Here is a 14,298-nt window from a genome sequence, read left to right as displayed (position 1 = left end):
TTGGCATAAGGCAAACGGACGCGGTTGGGAGTAGCCTGCAAACAGACAACAAGGCCAACGGAGCCATTGATGAAGCGCACCATTCTAACGGTCATTGCCTTGGCCGCGCTCTCGATAACTGCAGTGCAGGCCCAGGAGCTGCAAACCATCCCTACCAGCCCGGCGCCAATTTCCGGTTCACCCGGCACGGCAACACCGACGCCGTACCCGCAAATCACCCCGACCGCCGTGCCGCGCACCGGGCCTGGCAGTGGTGGGCCGCCGCTGGTGCCGATTGAAATGCCCAGCCCGCCGACCAAGGACCAGCCGTTGCCGGGCCTTGAGCAGAACGGCACGAAAATCAAAACACCGGGCGGTTAGATCTGTTGCGAGATTAGCTGTCCATCGGCCATGCGCAGGCGTTTGGAGAGGGAGACGGCGAGGGCGCGGATGATTTTCGCGGCGATCTTCGGCGCGTCGTTGAGCATCTTTTCCAGCGAGTCCTTGCCCAGATTGAGCAGTTGGCAATTGCTCGCCGCGACACACGTGGCCGAGCGTCGCTCGCCGTCGAGCACGGCCATTTCGCCAAATGCGCGACCGCTGCGCAGGGTAGCCATGATCACGGTTTGCCCGTCGCTGTTGGTCTTCTGCACCGACACCTGGCCGGTGTGGATGATGCACATGAAACTGCCGGCATCGCCCTCCTGGAAAATCGCTTCGCCCTGGGCGATGGTGCTGATGCTGAAGTAGCCAGCCGCCGCGGCAAAATCCACCGGCAGCAATTGATCGAACAGGCCACAGTCCATCAGCCAGTCGCGAATTTCGTTGTTCAGTAAGGTCGGTTCTGACATGTCGTTACAGTCTTTTTTTGTGGTCTGGTGCGGGTTGGGTCTGGCTGTCCGCGATCCCTTGTAGCAGCTGGCGGAGCCTGCGTTCGGTTGCGAAGCGGCCGCTAAACCTGAGCGCGCGGTCTTCCTGAAGAAACGCGTCAGCTGATTTCACGACTGCTTCGCAGCCGAACGCAGCCTCGTACCTCGGCAGCTGCTACAAGCCGAATGCAAGCTTCGCCAGCTACTACAGGGATAGTTGCAAAGCCGTGGCCCGGCGCTCTGGTGTTAAGACCCGAACGCCAAGCCAAGTTCCTCAGGCGATCTGCAAAACCTTGAAAACAAATGCGTATTCGAGCGCTACGTCACGTAATCCCTGATAACGCCCGCTCATCCCGCCGTGTCCGGCGCCGAGTTCGGTTTTCAGCAGCAATGGATTGTCGTCAGTCTTGGTCGCGCGCAATTTTGCCACCCACTTCGCCGCTTCCCAATACTGCACGCGACTGTCGTTGTAGCCGGCGATCACCAACGTGGCGGGATACGCCTGAGCGGTGACGTTTTCGTACGGCGCGTAGGCCTTGATCCGATCATAAACGTCCGGCTCTTCAGGATTGCCCCACTCGTCGTATTCAGTCACGGTCAGCGGCAGGTCCGGGTCGAGCATGGTGTTGAGCACATCGACGAACGGCACCTCGGCAATCGCCGCACCAAACAACTCCGGGCGTTGATTGAGCACGGCGCCAATCAGCAAACCGCCGGCGCTGCCGCCGCTGATCGCCAGTTGTGGCGCGGTGGTGAAACCTTCCGCGATCAAATGTTCGGCGCACGCGATGAAGTCGCTGAACGTGTTGTGCTTGTGTTCCTGCTTGCCGGCGCGGTACCAGGCCTCGCCCAACTCGCCGCCGCCGCGCACGTGCGCGATGGCAAACGCCACGCCGCGATCAAGCAAACTCAGGCGGGCGTGGGAGAACCACGGGTCGAGGCTCTCGCCGTAAGCGCCGTAGCCGTAGAGATAAAGTGGCGTCGGTTTGCCGAGTGCTTCACGTTTGACCACCAGGCTGATCGGCACTTTGGTGCCGTCCGGCGCGGTCGCCCACAGGCGTTGACTGATGTAGGCGTCGGCGTCGAACGGGCCGAGCACCGGGGTTTGCTTGAGCACTTTCTGCTCGCCGGTCGCCAGGTCCAACTGACGAACCTGCGCCGGACGGTTCAGCGCCTCGTAGCGCAGGCGAATTTTGTCGCTGACGAATTCCAGGCTGTTCTGCACATGCAGGCTGTAGGCCGCGTCCGGCAATTGCACGCGATAAGGCGTCAGGCCTTGTGGGCGAACCTCGATGATCGGCAAACCGCCCTCACGCAAGCTCAACGTCAGCGCTTCGACGTTCAGGCTCAGGCCTTCGATCATCACCGTGTCGCTGTGCGGAATCAGGTTCTGCCAGTCGGCGACGGTCGGCGCCACGCCAGTATCGAGCGCGGTGTACAGGGCGAAGTTGATGCCGTCGCGGTTGCTGCGGATGAACCAGGTCCATTGACCGTCGAGCGCACCGTGATCGACATCGTATTCGTGGTCTTCAACCCGTGGCGCCAGGCAGGTAAACGGCAGATGCGGCTGGAAGGCGTCGAGCACCCAGACTTCGCTGGTGGTTTTGCTGCCGAGCGACAAGAGCAATTGCTGTTCGGAGCTGGAGCGGTAGCAATGCAGGAAGAATCGACCGTCCGGCTCATGGAACACTTCTTCGGCCGCCGTGCCATCGAGGCGGTAACGCATCAGTTTGTGCGGGCGATGGGTGTCGTCGAGTTCGCCGAAGAACAGCGTCAGGCTGTCATTGGCCCACGTCATGCTGCCGTCGCAATCCTCGAATTCCAGTTCGCTGACACGGCCGCTGGATAATTCCTTGACGAACAGCGTGTAAATCTCGTCGCCCGTGGTGTCGAGGCTGTAGGCCAGGCGCTGGTGGTCGGGGCTGATGCTGAACGCGCCGAGGGAGAAAAAGCCGCCGTTGGCCAATACGTTCGGGTCCAGCAGCAACTGTTCCTGGGTTTCATCGATGTGCAGGCTGTCGTCGGCCGGACGCGGGCAGCGGTAATGGCGGGCGTATTCGTCACCGGCGGTGGTGCGCGTGTAATACAGAAACGGCCCCCACGGCGAGGGCAGGGACAGGTCGGTTTCGAGAATCCGGCCCTTGATCTCTTCGAACAGGGTTTCGCGCAGGTCAGCCTGATCGGCGGTTTGCGCTTCCTGGTAGCTGTTTTCAGCCTTCAGGTAGTCGAGCACCGCGTCGGTGTCGCGCTCCTGCAGCCAGGCATACGGGTCAACCCCTTTGGCCTTGTGGGCAATCGGGGCACGGGTGACGTTGGCGGATTCGGGCATGAAGAGCTCTCGGAAAAGGTACGAAATAGGGGGTTCGCAGACATTCGGCAAATCTAGAGGCCTGTGCGGATCCTGTGGGAGCGAGCTTGCTCGCGATGAGGCCAGTACATTCAATATCAATGTTGTCTGGCAGTCCGCCATCGCGAGCAAGCTCGCTCCCACAGGTTCTGTGTCTGCACCGACTGGTATTGGGACAAGCCGGGCGGGCGAAAAGTCGTTACTATAAGCGCCTCTTTGCCACCCTTGCCATGGACACCATGACCGAGAACGACTATCTGATCGCTTGGGGCCTCTACGCCTTTGCCGCTTTAGGCTGCCTGTTGGTGTGGATGCGCATGACCCGCTGGATGTGGCGCTATCTGCGTGAACCGCTGCGGCTGCTGATGGCGGTGTTGCTGTTCACCCCGACCATCATCGACCCGGTCAAGGAAAAAGTCGCCCCGGCCATCGCCATCACTGCGCTGGACCTGGCGTTCAAAGTGGGCAACAACGCCTGGCGCGCGATCTCCGATCTGTTCATGTACGGCATGATTGCCTTCGGCCTGTACCTGATTTTCGTGCTGATCCGCTTCCCCATCGAGCGCACGTCCAACGCCCGCAAGGAGCAGGCCGCCGCCAACCAGGCTGCGCTCAAGGCTGACGATCACGCAGACGATCAACCGTTCGGCGTGGCTGGCGATGATCGCTACGGCCGTCCACCGATCCCGAACAACCCCCAGCGTTCGCGCATCGAACCGCGTTTGTAACTTTGCCCCTGCATTGAAGCGAGAGTCCGAGCATGTGTGAGTTATTGGGCATGAGCGCCAATGTCCCGACCGATATCGTGTTCAGCTTCACCGGGCTGATGCAGCGCGGCGGGCGAACCGGCCCGCACCGCGACGGCTGGGGCATTGCCTTCTACGAAGGCCGTGGCCTGCGCCTGTTTCAGGACCCGGCGGCGAGCTGCGAGTCGGAAGTCGCCAATCTGGTGCAGCGCTATCCAATCAAAAGCGAAGTGGTAATCGGGCACATCCGCCAGGCCAACGTCGGCAAGGTCTGCCTGTCCAACACTCACCCGTTCGTCCGCGAATTGTGGGGCCGCAACTGGTGTTTCGCGCACAACGGCCAACTCGCCGACTTCGAACCGATCAAAAGTTTTTACCGCCCGGTCGGCGATACCGACAGCGAAGCGGCGTTCTGCGACTTGATCAACCGCATCCGCGGGGCCTTCCCCGAGCCGGTCGAAGTCGAAGAGCTGCTGCCGGACCTGGTCGCGGCCTGCGCCGAATACCGCAGCAAAGGCGTGTTCAATTGCCTGCTCAGCGACGGTGACTGGCTGTTCTGCTATTGCTCGACCAAACTGGCGCAGATCACTCGTCGCGCACCGTTCGGCCCGGCGCGCCTGAAAGACGTCGACGTGATTGTCGATTTCCAGGCCGAAACCACGCCCAACGACGTGGTCACGGTGATCGCCACCGAACCCCTGACCGAAAACGAAACCTGGACCCGCTACGAACCGGGCCAATGGAGCCTCTGGCGACGCGGTGAATGCGTCCGTCAGGGCAAGACCGAATAAAGGACTTACCCCATGTTGCTCAGTTATCTACGGCTGGTGTTGTTTGCGGCGGGCCTGTTGATCGGTGTCCAGGTGCCGGGGTTCATCAGCGATTACGCGAAACGCGTCGAAGCGCATCTGATTGAAGCGCAGACCGGTTTGAGCGGTTTCCAGAACACCGCCAATCAGTTTTTCAAGGGCGATATGCAGGCCTTGGTCGCGCATTACCGCGCCAGCGAAGACCCGATCTTCCGCAGCGATGCCGACAGCCTGAGCAACATGCTCAACCGTCAGTTGGCCCTCGATAAACAGTTCCAGGCGATGCAAGGCCCGTGGTACATCCGCTTCCTGCAAGTCGCGCTGGCGGCGGATCCGGACATTCGCAAGGAAACCTGGAATGGCTACAGCTACCAGATCCTGCTGACCCCGGAAGCCATGATCTGGGGCATGAGCGGCGCGCTGTTGCTGTCGTTCGGGATCGAATGCCTGTTCCGCTTGATCGACTGGGTAGTGCTCGGCGGCAAACGCCTGCGCCAGAGCCGGCCGATCGAAGACCGTGATGTGCGCGGGTTGTAAGGCGCCAATGCGATCCCTGTGGCGAGAAAGCTTTTGTGGCGAGGGGGTTTACCCCCGTTCGGCTGCGCAGCAGTCGTAAAACCTGCAAACGCGGTTTTTCTGTCATATCGAGGCGGCTGGTTTTGGGGCCGCTTCGCGACCCAACGGGGGTAAACCCCCTCGCCACAGGGTGTGTGCTAGCCACAGGGGGTGTGGTGGTCAGCGCGCCAGGGTGATGTAATCCTCGCCCACCTTGCGTGCATACGCTTCCAGCACCTGCTGACTCAACGCCACGATCTCCTCAACCCACTCAACGCCCACTCGCCACGACACCACCACCGGCAAATTCGGTGGTCGCTGGTCGATCTGCAATAACGTCAATTCCCCGCGCGCCAGTTCCTCGGCCACCAGGACCGGTGGTAACGCACCAATCCCGAATCCGTCGCGCAGCAACCGGGTAATCGCCGACACCGAATTCACGCAGTTCAGCCGGGGCGTCATCACGCCGTTGGCCTGCATCAACGCCAAAATATCCTGATGCGGATGGGAGTTTTTCGAATAGGTAATGATCCGTTCCCGCGCCAGGTCCGCGACGCCTGAATACTCGCGGTTGTACAGGGAATTGCTCGCGACGATCCAGCCCATCGGGTGGCTGGCCAGCTCCAGGCTGCGCACGCTTTCCTGGCGTAACAGGTCGGTTTGCAGGATCAGGTCGAGAAAGCCTTTTTGCAGCTGATCGCAGAGGTTCAGCGAGGTATCGGCCACCAGCTCGATTTCCACCAGCGGATAGTGATCCATCATTTGCGCCACCAGCGGGCTCAGCCACGTGTGAATCACCGTGTCCATGACCCCGACGCGTACCCGTCCGACCTTGCTCGAGCGGGTTTCGATCGACTGCTTGAGCGCTTGCATGGTGTCCATCATCTGCTCGGCGTATTCGAGCACTTTCAAGCCGTCGGGGGTCAGGCTCACGCCTCGCGAATCACGCAGAAACAGCTTCACCCCCAGTTCACTTTCAAGCACCGCGATGCGGCTGGAAATCGACGCCTGGGTGGTGAAGAGCTTGTCTGCCGTCAGGCGAAAACTCTTCAAGCGAGCAACCCAAACGAAGGTTTCGAGGAACTTCAAATTCATGGGATTTGCTCTTGGATAAAGAAATCTTATGCCTGGACCGGGTTTTTATTAGTTGGACGCAGCAGGGCGGGGCGCCCAAAAATCAGGCCATCCGGTTCCCACGATAGGCGTCGTCGGGGCTCAGAACAATACCAATAAAATTTGCACGGAGATCCGCCATGAGTGCGCCCGACACCACTGCAATCCCCAAAGCCACGGCTCGGCCCGGGCCGTTTGACTGGTATCGCAACATCAATCAACAGGAACGTCGCACGTTCTGGAGCTGCAAGATCGGCTATGGCCTCGACGGCATGGACACGCAAATGCTCAGCTTCGTAGTGCCGACGCTGATTGCGATGTGGGGCATCACCACCGGCGAAGCGGGGCTGATTCACACCAGCACGCTGATCGCCTCGGCCATCGGCGGTTGGGTGGCGGGAATTCTCTCCGACCGCATCGGTCGCGTGCGCACCTTGCAACTGACCGTGCTGTGGTTTGCCTTCTTCACTTTCCTCTGCGGCTTCGCGCAAAACTACGAACAATTGCTGATCAGCCGCACTTTGATGGGGTTTGGTTTCGGCGGTGAATGGACGGCCGGCGCGGTGTTGATGGGCGAAGTGATTCGCGCCAAGGACCGTGGCAAAGCGGTGGGCATGGTCCAATCAGGTTGGGCGCTGGGCTGGGGCTTGACGGCGATTCTGTACGCGTTGCTGTTCTCGGTGTTGCCGCCGGAAGACGCCTGGCGCGCTTTGTTCATCCTCGGCATCGTCCCGGCGATTTTCGTGATCTTCGTCCGCCGATTGGTCAAGGACCCAGAAATCTATCGCGAAGCCAAAGCCAAGCAAGAGCCGAGCAACCCGGCGAAATTCTACGAGATCTTCGCGCCCGGCATTCTCTTCACGACCATTCGCGCCTCGGTGCTGACTACCGGCGCCCTCGGCGGTTACTACGCAATCACCTCGTGGCTACCGACCTTCCTCAAGAATGAACGCGGCTTGAGCGTGCTCGGCACCGGCGGTTATCTGGCGATGGTGATTGTCGGGTCCTACGTCGGCTACGTGATCAGCGCTTATCTGACCGACATCCTCGGGCGCAAAAAGAACTTCATCCTGTTCGCCGTCGGCTCTTTCACCATCGTCCTGCTCTACACCCAATTGCCCGTCAGCAATGGCGTGATGCTGTGGCTGGGCTTCCCGTTGGGCTTCTTTGCTTCGGGTATTTTCAGTGGCATGGGCGCGTTTTTGACTGAGTTGTTTCCGACGCGGATTCGCGGCTCGGGCCAGGGCTTTTGCTACAACATCGGTCGGGCGCTGGCGGCGTTGTTCCCACTGTTTATCGGTTTGCTCAGCCAGAAAGTACCGTTGAGCGTAGGCATCGGCGCATTTGCGGCGGTGTCCTACGGCGTGGTGATCCTTGCGGCGCTGAGCCTGCCGGAAACCCGTGGCAAGCAACTGGTTGCCGAATAGCTTAATAGCCAGCAACTGATAATCTGCCGGGCATGTTTTACAAGAATGTCCCGGCAGTAAAAAAAGAAAATGCCTACAGGAGTGTTCACCGTGAGCCGCCTGCTATTGAACTGCGACATTGGCGAAAGCTTTGGCAACTGGACCATGGGTCTGGACGCCGAGGTCATGCCGTTCATTGACTGCGCCAACATCGCTTGCGGCTTTCATGCCGGGGATCCGAGCATCATGCGCCAGACCGTCGGCCTGGCCCTGAGCCACGGCGTGCAGATCGGCGCGCACCCGGCCTATCAGGATCTGGTCGGTTTCGGTCGGCGCTCGATGGCCTATGCCGCGCAGGAACTGCAAGACATTCTGCATTACCAGATCGGCGCCCTCGACGGCATTTGCCGGGCGCAGGGTGGGCGGGTCAGTTACGTCAAACCGCACGGCGCGATGTACAACGACATGATGGCCAACCCGGCGCAATTGCGCGCGGTGATCGAGGCGGTCGCGGCGTACGACCGCACGTTGCCGCTGATGCTGATGGCCACCCGCGACAACAGCGCCGCGCAGCAACTGGGCGATGAATGTGGCGTGACCCTGTGGTTCGAGGCGTTCGCCGACCGCGCCTATGACAGCGCCGGCAAATTGCTTTCGCGACAATTGCCCGGTGCGGTGCATCACCAACCGGAGAAAATCATCGAACAGGCGCTGACCATTGCCCGTGGCGACTCGCTCACCGCCAGCGACGGCAGCGCTTTGCAGTTGCGCGCCAACACGCTGTGCGTGCACGGCGACAACGCCAGTTCGGTGGCCGCCGTGCAACGCATCCGCGAAGCCTTGAATCAGCAGAGCGCTTCATGAAACTGCGGGTAGAAGTGGTCGCGCTGGATTGCCTGATGGTGCGGCTGTTCGATGAAATCGCCGAAGCGAACATGCCGTGGATGCTCGCCGCCAGCGAGGCGTTGCGCGCTGCGTTTGGCGAACATTTGATTGATCTGGTGCCGTCCTATACGACGCTGATGGTGCATTACGAGCTGACCGCGCTGAGCCCGGCGCAGGCGCGGGAATTGATCGGCGAGGCGTTGATTGATCTGTCGCCCAACGCCAGTACGCGCGGCCATTGCCATGTGTTGCCGGTCTGGTACGACGTCAGCGTCGGCCCGGAATTGAGCCTGTTGTCGCAACGCAGTGGCTTGTCGATGGATGAGGTAATCCGCCGTCACAGCGAGCGCGAGTATCAGGTGTTTGCGTTGGGTTTCGCGCCGGGTTTCGCGTTTATGGGGCTGGTCGAGGAAGTGCTGGCGGCGCCGCGTCTGAACACGCCGCGCAAGAAAGTCGCGGCGGGCAGCGTCGGTATCGCCGAGCGCCAGACGGCGGCTTATCCGCTGGTTTCCCCCGGTGGCTGGAACCTGATCGGCCGCACTCCGGCAAAACTGTTCGACCGCGAGCGCGACGGCTACAGCCTGATGCAGCCGGGCGACACGGTGCGCTTTGAAGCGGTCAGCCACGCCGAATTCATCAACCTCGGCGGCGACGATACGCCACTGGAGGCGCAGGCATGAGCCGACTGAGAATTGAAGCGAGCACGCCGCTGTGCCTGTTGCAGGACGCCGGGCGATTTGGCGTGCGGCATCTGGGCGTGACCCAGGGCGGCGGGCTGGATTGGCGCTCGATGTCGTGGGCCAATTGGCTGCTCGGTAACGGCGTGGATGCGCCAGTGGTGGAAATCACCCTCGGCGGATTCACCGTGCTGGCCGAGGAAGATTGTGTGCTGGCGCTGGCCGGCGCTGACCTCGGCGCGCAAGTGGATGGCCAGCCGTTGGCGCCGTGGCGCAGTTTCAGGCTGCACCAAGGCCAGCGCTTGCAGTTCACCCAGCCGCGACTCGGCGCTCGTGCTTATCTGGCGGCGCCGGGCGGGTTTGATGCGCCCAAGGTGCTGGGCAGCAGCGCGACGGTGGTTCGCGAAGAACTCGGCGGGCTGGACGGTTTCGGTCGAGCGTTGGCCAAGGATGCTGCGCTGGGTTATTCCGGCAGTGCGCTGATTTTGCTGCGGGAATTGCCCCGCGAACACGTGCCGAATTTCAGCGTTGATGCGCCGCTGGATCTGGTGCTCGGCGCGCAGATCGGCGCGTTCAGTGGGCAAAGTCTGTTCGATGTCTTCAACGGTGTCTGGGAACTGGACAGCCGCGCCGATCGCATGGGCGTTCGTCTGCTCGGCACGCCGCTGGAATATCAGGGCCAACCGATGATCTCCGAAGGCATCCCGCTCGGCGCCGTGCAAGTGCCGCCGGATGGCCAGCCGATTGTGCTGCTCAATGATCGGCAGACCATCGGCGGCTATCCGCGATTGGGCGCGTTGACGCCGCTGGCATTGGCGCGGCTGGCGCAATGCCTGCCGGGGACGAAGGTGCGATTACGCCCGGTGATGCAGGACTTCGCGCATCGGGAGCAGGTCGAATATCTGCGACGGTTTGTGAACCATTAAAAGCATCGCGAGCAAGCTCGCTCCCACACTGGATCGGTGTTGCCCACACACTGTGTGAACGACACATTTCCCTGTGGGAGCGAGCTTGCTCGCGATGGTGTCCGGCCGGGCAGCGAAGTTACTTGGAAAGAAACCGCATCCCTTCTTCCAACCCGCGCAAGGTCAGCGGGTACATCTGGTCTTCAATCAAATCGCGCACGATGTTGGTCGACGAGGTGTAGCCCCAGGTGTCTTTCGGGTATGGATTGATCCAGATGAGCTTTTTGTATTTCTCCATGAAACGCTGCATCCACAGGTAGCCCGGCTCTTCGTTCCAGTGCTCGACGCTGCCGCCGGCCTGGGTGATTTCGTAGGGCGCCATGGCGGCGTCGCCGATGAAGATGACCTTGTAGTCGGCGCCGTACTTGTGCAGCAAATCCTGGGTCGAGAAACGTTCGGAAGTGCGGCGCATGTTGTTCTTCCACACCGACTCGTAAACGAAGTTGTGGAAGTAGAAATACTCCAAATGCTTGAACTCGGTTTTGCACGCCGAGAACAATTCCTCGCAAATCTTCACATGCGCGTCCATCGAACCGCCGATGTCGAACAGCAGCAACAACTTCACGGTGTTGCGTCGTTCCGGGCGCATCTGAATATTCAGCAACCCGGCATCGCGCGCGGTGTGGTCGATGGTGCCGTCGATGTCGAGTTCTTCCGCCGCACCTTGGCGCGCGAACTTGCGCAAGCGGCGCAGTGCAACTTTGATATTGCGCGTGCCGAGTTCCACTGAGTCGTCGAGGTTTTTGTACTCGCGCTGATCCCAGACTTTCACCGCTTTGCCCTGACGCTTGCCGGCATCGCCGACGCGGATGCCTTCCGGGTTGAAGCCGCCCGAACCGAACGGGCTGGTGCCGCCGGTGCCGATCCACTTGTTGCCGCCAGCGTGGCGTTCTTTCTGTTCTTCGAGGCGTTTCTTGAACTCCTCGATCAACTTGTCGAGGCCGCCCAGGGACTGGATCTGCGCGCGTTCTTCGTCGGTCAGCGAACGCTCGAATTCCTTGCGCAACCAGTCTTCGGGAATCAACGCCTGAAGGTGGTCGTCGAGTTTTTCCAGGCCGTTGAAATAGGCGCCGAAGGCTCGGTCGAACTTGTCGAAATGCTTTTCGTCCTTCACCAGGATCGCCCGGGCCAAGTAATAAAACTCGTCCATGTCGGCGAACACCACGCGCTGTTTCAGCGCGTTGATCAGGTCCAGCAACTCGCGCACCGAGACCGGCACTTTCGCTGCGCGCATTTCATTGAACAGATTGAGCAGCATGGCGATGGCCTCCGCTTTTGTTAAAAAAAGCGAAACTCAGCGAGAGCCGCGACGGCTCATGAACGCTAGGCGCTCAAGCAGTTGCACGTCTTGCTCGTTCTTCACCAAAGCCCCGGCCAGCGGCGGAATGGCCTTGGTCGGATCGCGCTCACGCAGCACCGCTTCGCCGATGTTGTCGGCCATCAGCAGTTTCAGCCAGTCGACCAGCTCCGAAGTCGATGGCTTCTTCTTCAGGCCCGGTACTTTGCGCACGTCGAAGAACACGTCCAGCGCTTCGCTGACCAGGTCTTTTTTGATGTCCGGATAATGCACGTCAACGATTCGTTGCATCGTCACGCGATCGGGGAACGCGATGTAGTGGAAGAAGCAGCGGCGTAGGAATGCGTCCGGCAGCTCTTTTTCGTTGTTGGAAGTAATGATGATGATCGGGCGCTTTTTGGCTTTGATCGTCTCGTCGATCTCGTAAACGTAGAACTCCATTTTGTCGAGTTCTTGCAGCAAGTCGTTGGGGAACTCGATGTCAGCCTTGTCGATTTCGTCGATCAGCAGAATCACCCGTTCTTCGGCCTCGAAGGCTTCCCAGAGCTTGCCTTTTTTCAGGTAGTTGCGAACGTCGTGGACCTTTTCCGTGCCGAGTTGCGAGTCGCGCAAACGGCTGACCGCGTCGTACTCGTACAGGCCCTGATGCGCCTTGGTGGTCGATTTGATGTGCCAGGTGATCAACTTGGCGCCGAACGATTCGGCCAATTGCTCGGCGAGCATGGTCTTGCCGGTGCCGGGCTCACCCTTGACCAGCAGCGGTCGCTCCAGGGTAATTGCGGCGTTGACCGCCAGCTTCAGGTCATCGGTGGCGACGTAGGCCTGGGTGCCTTCGAACTTCATCTGCTAATCCTCGAACGGTAACGCCGACCTGAAACGGAGCAGGGCGGAACGCGATAAGTATGATGCCCCGACTATAACGCGCAGCCCGGTCTACTGTGAACGCAGACGGGTTATTCAGTCTCTGAATGCAGCGTCACATCTTGACTCAGTCTCGGCTCAAGGCCAGCATTCAGGTATCGCCGATTTGGCGATAGGGTATGCGGCATGTTCATGTTGAAGGCCGGAAACAATGCTACCCATGAAGCGACCAAGGTTGGCGGCCGTCAAGGCTTTGCCGGGGTTTAGCCTGCAGCTGACCTTTATTGACGGACAGCAACTGACGCTGAGCCTGAGCGGCGATCTGCAGACGTATCCGGGGCTGCGGCCTTTACTTGATAACCGTGTTTTCGAGGCGGCGGCTATCGGTGATGACGGCTGGACGGTGGAGTGGGCCGACGCGGATATCCAGATTGGCGCTGACTCTTTATACCTGGACGCGCTGGCGCAGAACTCAGCCGACGAAAACACAAGAATTTTCATCGACTGGCGCGCGCGTACCGGTCTGCCGTTGAACCAGGCCGCCGAGGCGCTGGGCGTCAGCGCCCGCAGTATCAGCCGTTACAGCAATGGGCGCGAAGCAGTACCGAGGGCATTGGCGCTGGCGTGTCTGGGCTGGGATTCGCTGCAGCAGAACCGGACATTGGCGGCGGCGGAGGAAACCGGTCGCTATGTGGTCACGCGCAAACCTTAATTCTGATCCGGCTTCGGCTGTTCATAGCGAGCATTGAATGCCTGGACAAAACCGTTACGCAAAATCTGCAAAAACGCCTGGAACGCGCTGATATTTTGCTGATGCACGTTGCCGCTGAGTTCGACGCGGGTGGCGAACTGGTTTTTGCGTTGGTTCTTCAGCACGGTTTCGCTGCCGCCGACGATGGCTTCCCACACGGAGCGCAAAATGCCCTTGTTCTCGTTTTCGACGTCTTGCTGCCAATTGAACACTTCGACGTCGCGCAGCAGCGGTTTGATGTAGCCCTTGAGCTGAGCCTTGTTGGCTTCTGCCTCGATCACCACGTCGCCATGGCCGGCGTTGAAGTCGAACTTGCCATAGGCCGAGGCGAAGTCGTTCATGCGTTTGAGTTCGATGTCTTTGGCGCGCAAGCGAAACTCGAAGTCTTCGAAATTGCTCAGCGGGTCGAAGGTGGCGGTGGACTCCAGCGGCGCGTGGCCGAGCAGCAAGGCCTTGCCCTCGAAGCGAGCGTCACGTTTGCCTTCGGTGTCGACCACGTTGGTCAGGTTGAACAGGCTGGCGTTGACCTGTGTGGCGTTCATGTTCACGGGCGGTTGCGAGTTGAAGTTGCGGAAGGTGATTTTGCCGTCGTTGATGCGCACTTCGTTGAGGGTGATCGGCAGCAACTTGCTCATCTGCTCGCGCCAGTCGGTGCCTCGACCGGTCTGGGAATTCTGCTTGTTGGCGCCACCGTCGACGAAGTTGATCTCAGGATTGATGAACTGCACTTCGGCGACCACGGCATGGTCGTACCACAGTGAATGCCAACTGACCGAGAGGTCGATCAGCGGCGCGTTGACGAACGGCACCGGGACTTTGCCGTCGACCTTGACGATTTTCAGGCCGTTGATTCGATAGGCTCCGCGCCACAGAGCCAGGTCGACGTCAGTCACCTGGCCGCGGTAGTCACCCATGTCGGCGAGTTTATCGTTGAGGTAATTACGCACCAGATAGGGCAGGGCGATATCCAGTGCGACCAACAGCACAATGACGCCGGCGAGGGTCCAAAGTGGCCAGCTGTATCGACGCTTCATAATG

The 14,298-nt window shown here is 60.2% G+C and carries 15 protein-coding genes; 9 read left to right on the top strand and 6 right to left on the bottom strand.

The features are described 5' to 3' along the window. Nucleotides 1-69 precede the first annotated feature (69 nt). Nucleotides 70-360, top strand: a complete 291-nt coding sequence (locus BLU01_RS05375; RefSeq protein WP_092271717.1) for a hypothetical protein — start codon at nucleotides 70-72, stop codon at nucleotides 358-360. On the opposite strand, the gene BLU01_RS05370 is transcribed toward BLU01_RS05375, so the two are convergent. After that, the gene (locus tag BLU01_RS05370) at nucleotides 357-830 is read right to left on the bottom strand and encodes a cyclic nucleotide-binding domain-containing protein (RefSeq protein ID WP_092271714.1); all 474 of its coding nucleotides are present in this window, start codon (nucleotides 828-830) and stop codon (nucleotides 357-359) included. The genes BLU01_RS05375 and BLU01_RS05370 overlap by 4 nt on opposite strands. A 292-nt stretch (nucleotides 831-1,122) precedes the next feature. Next, on the bottom strand, nucleotides 1,123-3,177 hold the full coding sequence (locus BLU01_RS05365) for a S9 family peptidase (RefSeq protein WP_092271711.1): 2,055 nt from the start codon (nucleotides 3,175-3,177) through the stop codon (nucleotides 1,123-1,125). A gap of 248 nt (nucleotides 3,178-3,425) precedes the next feature. On the opposite strand from BLU01_RS05365, the gene BLU01_RS05360 reads away from it, so the two are divergent. From BLU01_RS05360 to BLU01_RS05350, 3 genes are read left to right on the top strand one after another with little or no spacing between them, the layout of a single operon-like run. After that, complete coding sequence (locus BLU01_RS05360; protein ID WP_092271708.1) at nucleotides 3,426-3,923, top strand: MFS transporter; 498 nt, start codon at nucleotides 3,426-3,428, stop codon at nucleotides 3,921-3,923. A gap of 32 nt (nucleotides 3,924-3,955) precedes the next feature. Beyond that, nucleotides 3,956-4,732 carry a class II glutamine amidotransferase gene (locus tag BLU01_RS05355; RefSeq protein ID WP_092271705.1) on the top strand — a complete coding sequence of 259 codons (777 nt, stop codon included), beginning with the start codon at nucleotides 3,956-3,958 and terminating at the stop codon, nucleotides 4,730-4,732. 12 nt (nucleotides 4,733-4,744) lie between these two features. Further along, entirely contained in the window at nucleotides 4,745-5,287 is a 543-nt protein-coding gene (locus tag BLU01_RS05350) for a DUF2937 family protein (protein WP_092271702.1), read from the top strand. A gap of 198 nt (nucleotides 5,288-5,485) precedes the next feature. Here BLU01_RS05350 and BLU01_RS05345 read toward each other — a convergent pair whose 3' ends face one another. Then, nucleotides 5,486-6,400: a LysR family transcriptional regulator gene (locus BLU01_RS05345; protein WP_092271699.1), complete on the bottom strand. Its 915-nt coding sequence runs from the start codon at nucleotides 6,398-6,400 to the stop codon at nucleotides 5,486-5,488. A gap of 158 nt (nucleotides 6,401-6,558) precedes the next feature. Here BLU01_RS05345 and BLU01_RS05340 point away from each other — a divergent pair, with 158 nt between their 5' ends. From BLU01_RS05340 to BLU01_RS05325, 4 genes are all read left to right on the top strand, one after another. Beyond that, the gene (locus tag BLU01_RS05340) at nucleotides 6,559-7,845 is read left to right on the top strand and encodes an MFS transporter (protein WP_092271696.1); all 1,287 of its coding nucleotides are present in this window, start codon (nucleotides 6,559-6,561) and stop codon (nucleotides 7,843-7,845) included. 90 nt (nucleotides 7,846-7,935) lie between these two features. Beyond that, nucleotides 7,936-8,688: a 5-oxoprolinase subunit PxpA gene (locus BLU01_RS05335; protein ID WP_092271693.1), complete on the top strand. Its 753-nt coding sequence runs from the start codon at nucleotides 7,936-7,938 to the stop codon at nucleotides 8,686-8,688. After that, a complete protein-coding gene (pxpB, locus tag BLU01_RS05330; RefSeq protein ID WP_092271690.1) occupies nucleotides 8,685-9,389 on the top strand; it encodes a 5-oxoprolinase subunit PxpB in 705 nt (234 codons plus the stop codon). The genes BLU01_RS05335 and pxpB overlap by 4 nt, the downstream gene beginning before the upstream one ends. Further along, nucleotides 9,386-10,312: a 5-oxoprolinase subunit C family protein gene (locus BLU01_RS05325; RefSeq protein ID WP_092271688.1), complete on the top strand. Its 927-nt coding sequence runs from the start codon at nucleotides 9,386-9,388 to the stop codon at nucleotides 10,310-10,312. Before pxpB ends, BLU01_RS05325 begins: the two co-directional genes overlap by 4 nt. 118 nt (nucleotides 10,313-10,430) lie before the next feature. Here the strand turns inward: BLU01_RS05325 and BLU01_RS05320 are convergent, their stop codons facing one another. Next, complete coding sequence (locus BLU01_RS05320; RefSeq protein WP_092271685.1) at nucleotides 10,431-11,609, bottom strand: vWA domain-containing protein; 1,179 nt, start codon at nucleotides 11,607-11,609, stop codon at nucleotides 10,431-10,433. A gap of 36 nt (nucleotides 11,610-11,645) precedes the next feature. Beyond that, a complete protein-coding gene (locus BLU01_RS05315; protein ID WP_092271682.1) occupies nucleotides 11,646-12,491 on the bottom strand; it encodes an AAA family ATPase in 846 nt (281 codons plus the stop codon). Between the two features lie 229 nt (nucleotides 12,492-12,720). Between BLU01_RS05315 and BLU01_RS05310 the strand changes: the two genes are divergently transcribed. Next, nucleotides 12,721-13,221 (top strand): DUF2442 domain-containing protein, encoded by a 501-nt coding sequence (locus tag BLU01_RS05310; RefSeq protein WP_092271679.1) that lies wholly within the window; start codon nucleotides 12,721-12,723, stop codon nucleotides 13,219-13,221. On the opposite strand, the gene BLU01_RS05305 is transcribed toward BLU01_RS05310, so the two are convergent. Continuing rightward, the gene (locus BLU01_RS05305) at nucleotides 13,218-14,294 is read right to left on the bottom strand and encodes a DUF748 domain-containing protein (protein WP_092271676.1); all 1,077 of its coding nucleotides are present in this window, start codon (nucleotides 14,292-14,294) and stop codon (nucleotides 13,218-13,220) included. The two genes, BLU01_RS05310 and BLU01_RS05305, sit on opposite strands and share 4 nt — an antisense overlap. Between the last annotated feature and the right edge of the window lie 4 nt (nucleotides 14,295-14,298).

It is taken from the genome of Pseudomonas prosekii, assembly GCF_900105155.1.
Classification (GTDB): domain Bacteria; phylum Pseudomonadota; class Gammaproteobacteria; order Pseudomonadales; family Pseudomonadaceae; genus Aquipseudomonas; species Aquipseudomonas prosekii.
This window is presented reverse-complemented; position numbering and strand designations above follow the sequence as displayed.

Bases quoted from the DNA above. Each gene is read 5' to 3' on its own strand.
- BLU01_RS05375 (WP_092271717.1), top strand. From the start codon at position 70: ATGAAGCGCACCATTCTAACGGTCATTGCCTTGGCCGCGCTCTCGATA.
- BLU01_RS05370 (WP_092271714.1), bottom strand. From the start codon at position 830: ATGTCAGAACCGACCTTACTGAACAACGAAATTCGCGACTGGCTGATG.
- BLU01_RS05365 (WP_092271711.1), bottom strand. From the start codon at position 3,177: ATGCCCGAATCCGCCAACGTCACCCGTGCCCCGATTGCCCACAAGGCC.
- BLU01_RS05360 (WP_092271708.1), top strand. From the start codon at position 3,426: ATGGACACCATGACCGAGAACGACTATCTGATCGCTTGGGGCCTCTAC.
- BLU01_RS05355 (WP_092271705.1), top strand. From the start codon at position 3,956: ATGTGTGAGTTATTGGGCATGAGCGCCAATGTCCCGACCGATATCGTG.
- BLU01_RS05350 (WP_092271702.1), top strand. From the start codon at position 4,745: ATGTTGCTCAGTTATCTACGGCTGGTGTTGTTTGCGGCGGGCCTGTTG.
- BLU01_RS05345 (WP_092271699.1), bottom strand. From the start codon at position 6,400: ATGAATTTGAAGTTCCTCGAAACCTTCGTTTGGGTTGCTCGCTTGAAG.
- BLU01_RS05340 (WP_092271696.1), top strand. From the start codon at position 6,559: ATGAGTGCGCCCGACACCACTGCAATCCCCAAAGCCACGGCTCGGCCC.
- pxpB (WP_092271690.1), top strand. From the start codon at position 8,685: ATGAAACTGCGGGTAGAAGTGGTCGCGCTGGATTGCCTGATGGTGCGG.
- BLU01_RS05325 (WP_092271688.1), top strand. From the start codon at position 9,386: ATGAGCCGACTGAGAATTGAAGCGAGCACGCCGCTGTGCCTGTTGCAG.
- BLU01_RS05320 (WP_092271685.1), bottom strand. From the start codon at position 11,609: ATGCTGCTCAATCTGTTCAATGAAATGCGCGCAGCGAAAGTGCCGGTC.
- BLU01_RS05315 (WP_092271682.1), bottom strand. From the start codon at position 12,491: ATGAAGTTCGAAGGCACCCAGGCCTACGTCGCCACCGATGACCTGAAG.
- BLU01_RS05310 (WP_092271679.1), top strand. From the start codon at position 12,721: ATGCTACCCATGAAGCGACCAAGGTTGGCGGCCGTCAAGGCTTTGCCG.
- BLU01_RS05305 (WP_092271676.1), bottom strand. From the start codon at position 14,294: ATGAAGCGTCGATACAGCTGGCCACTTTGGACCCTCGCCGGCGTCATT.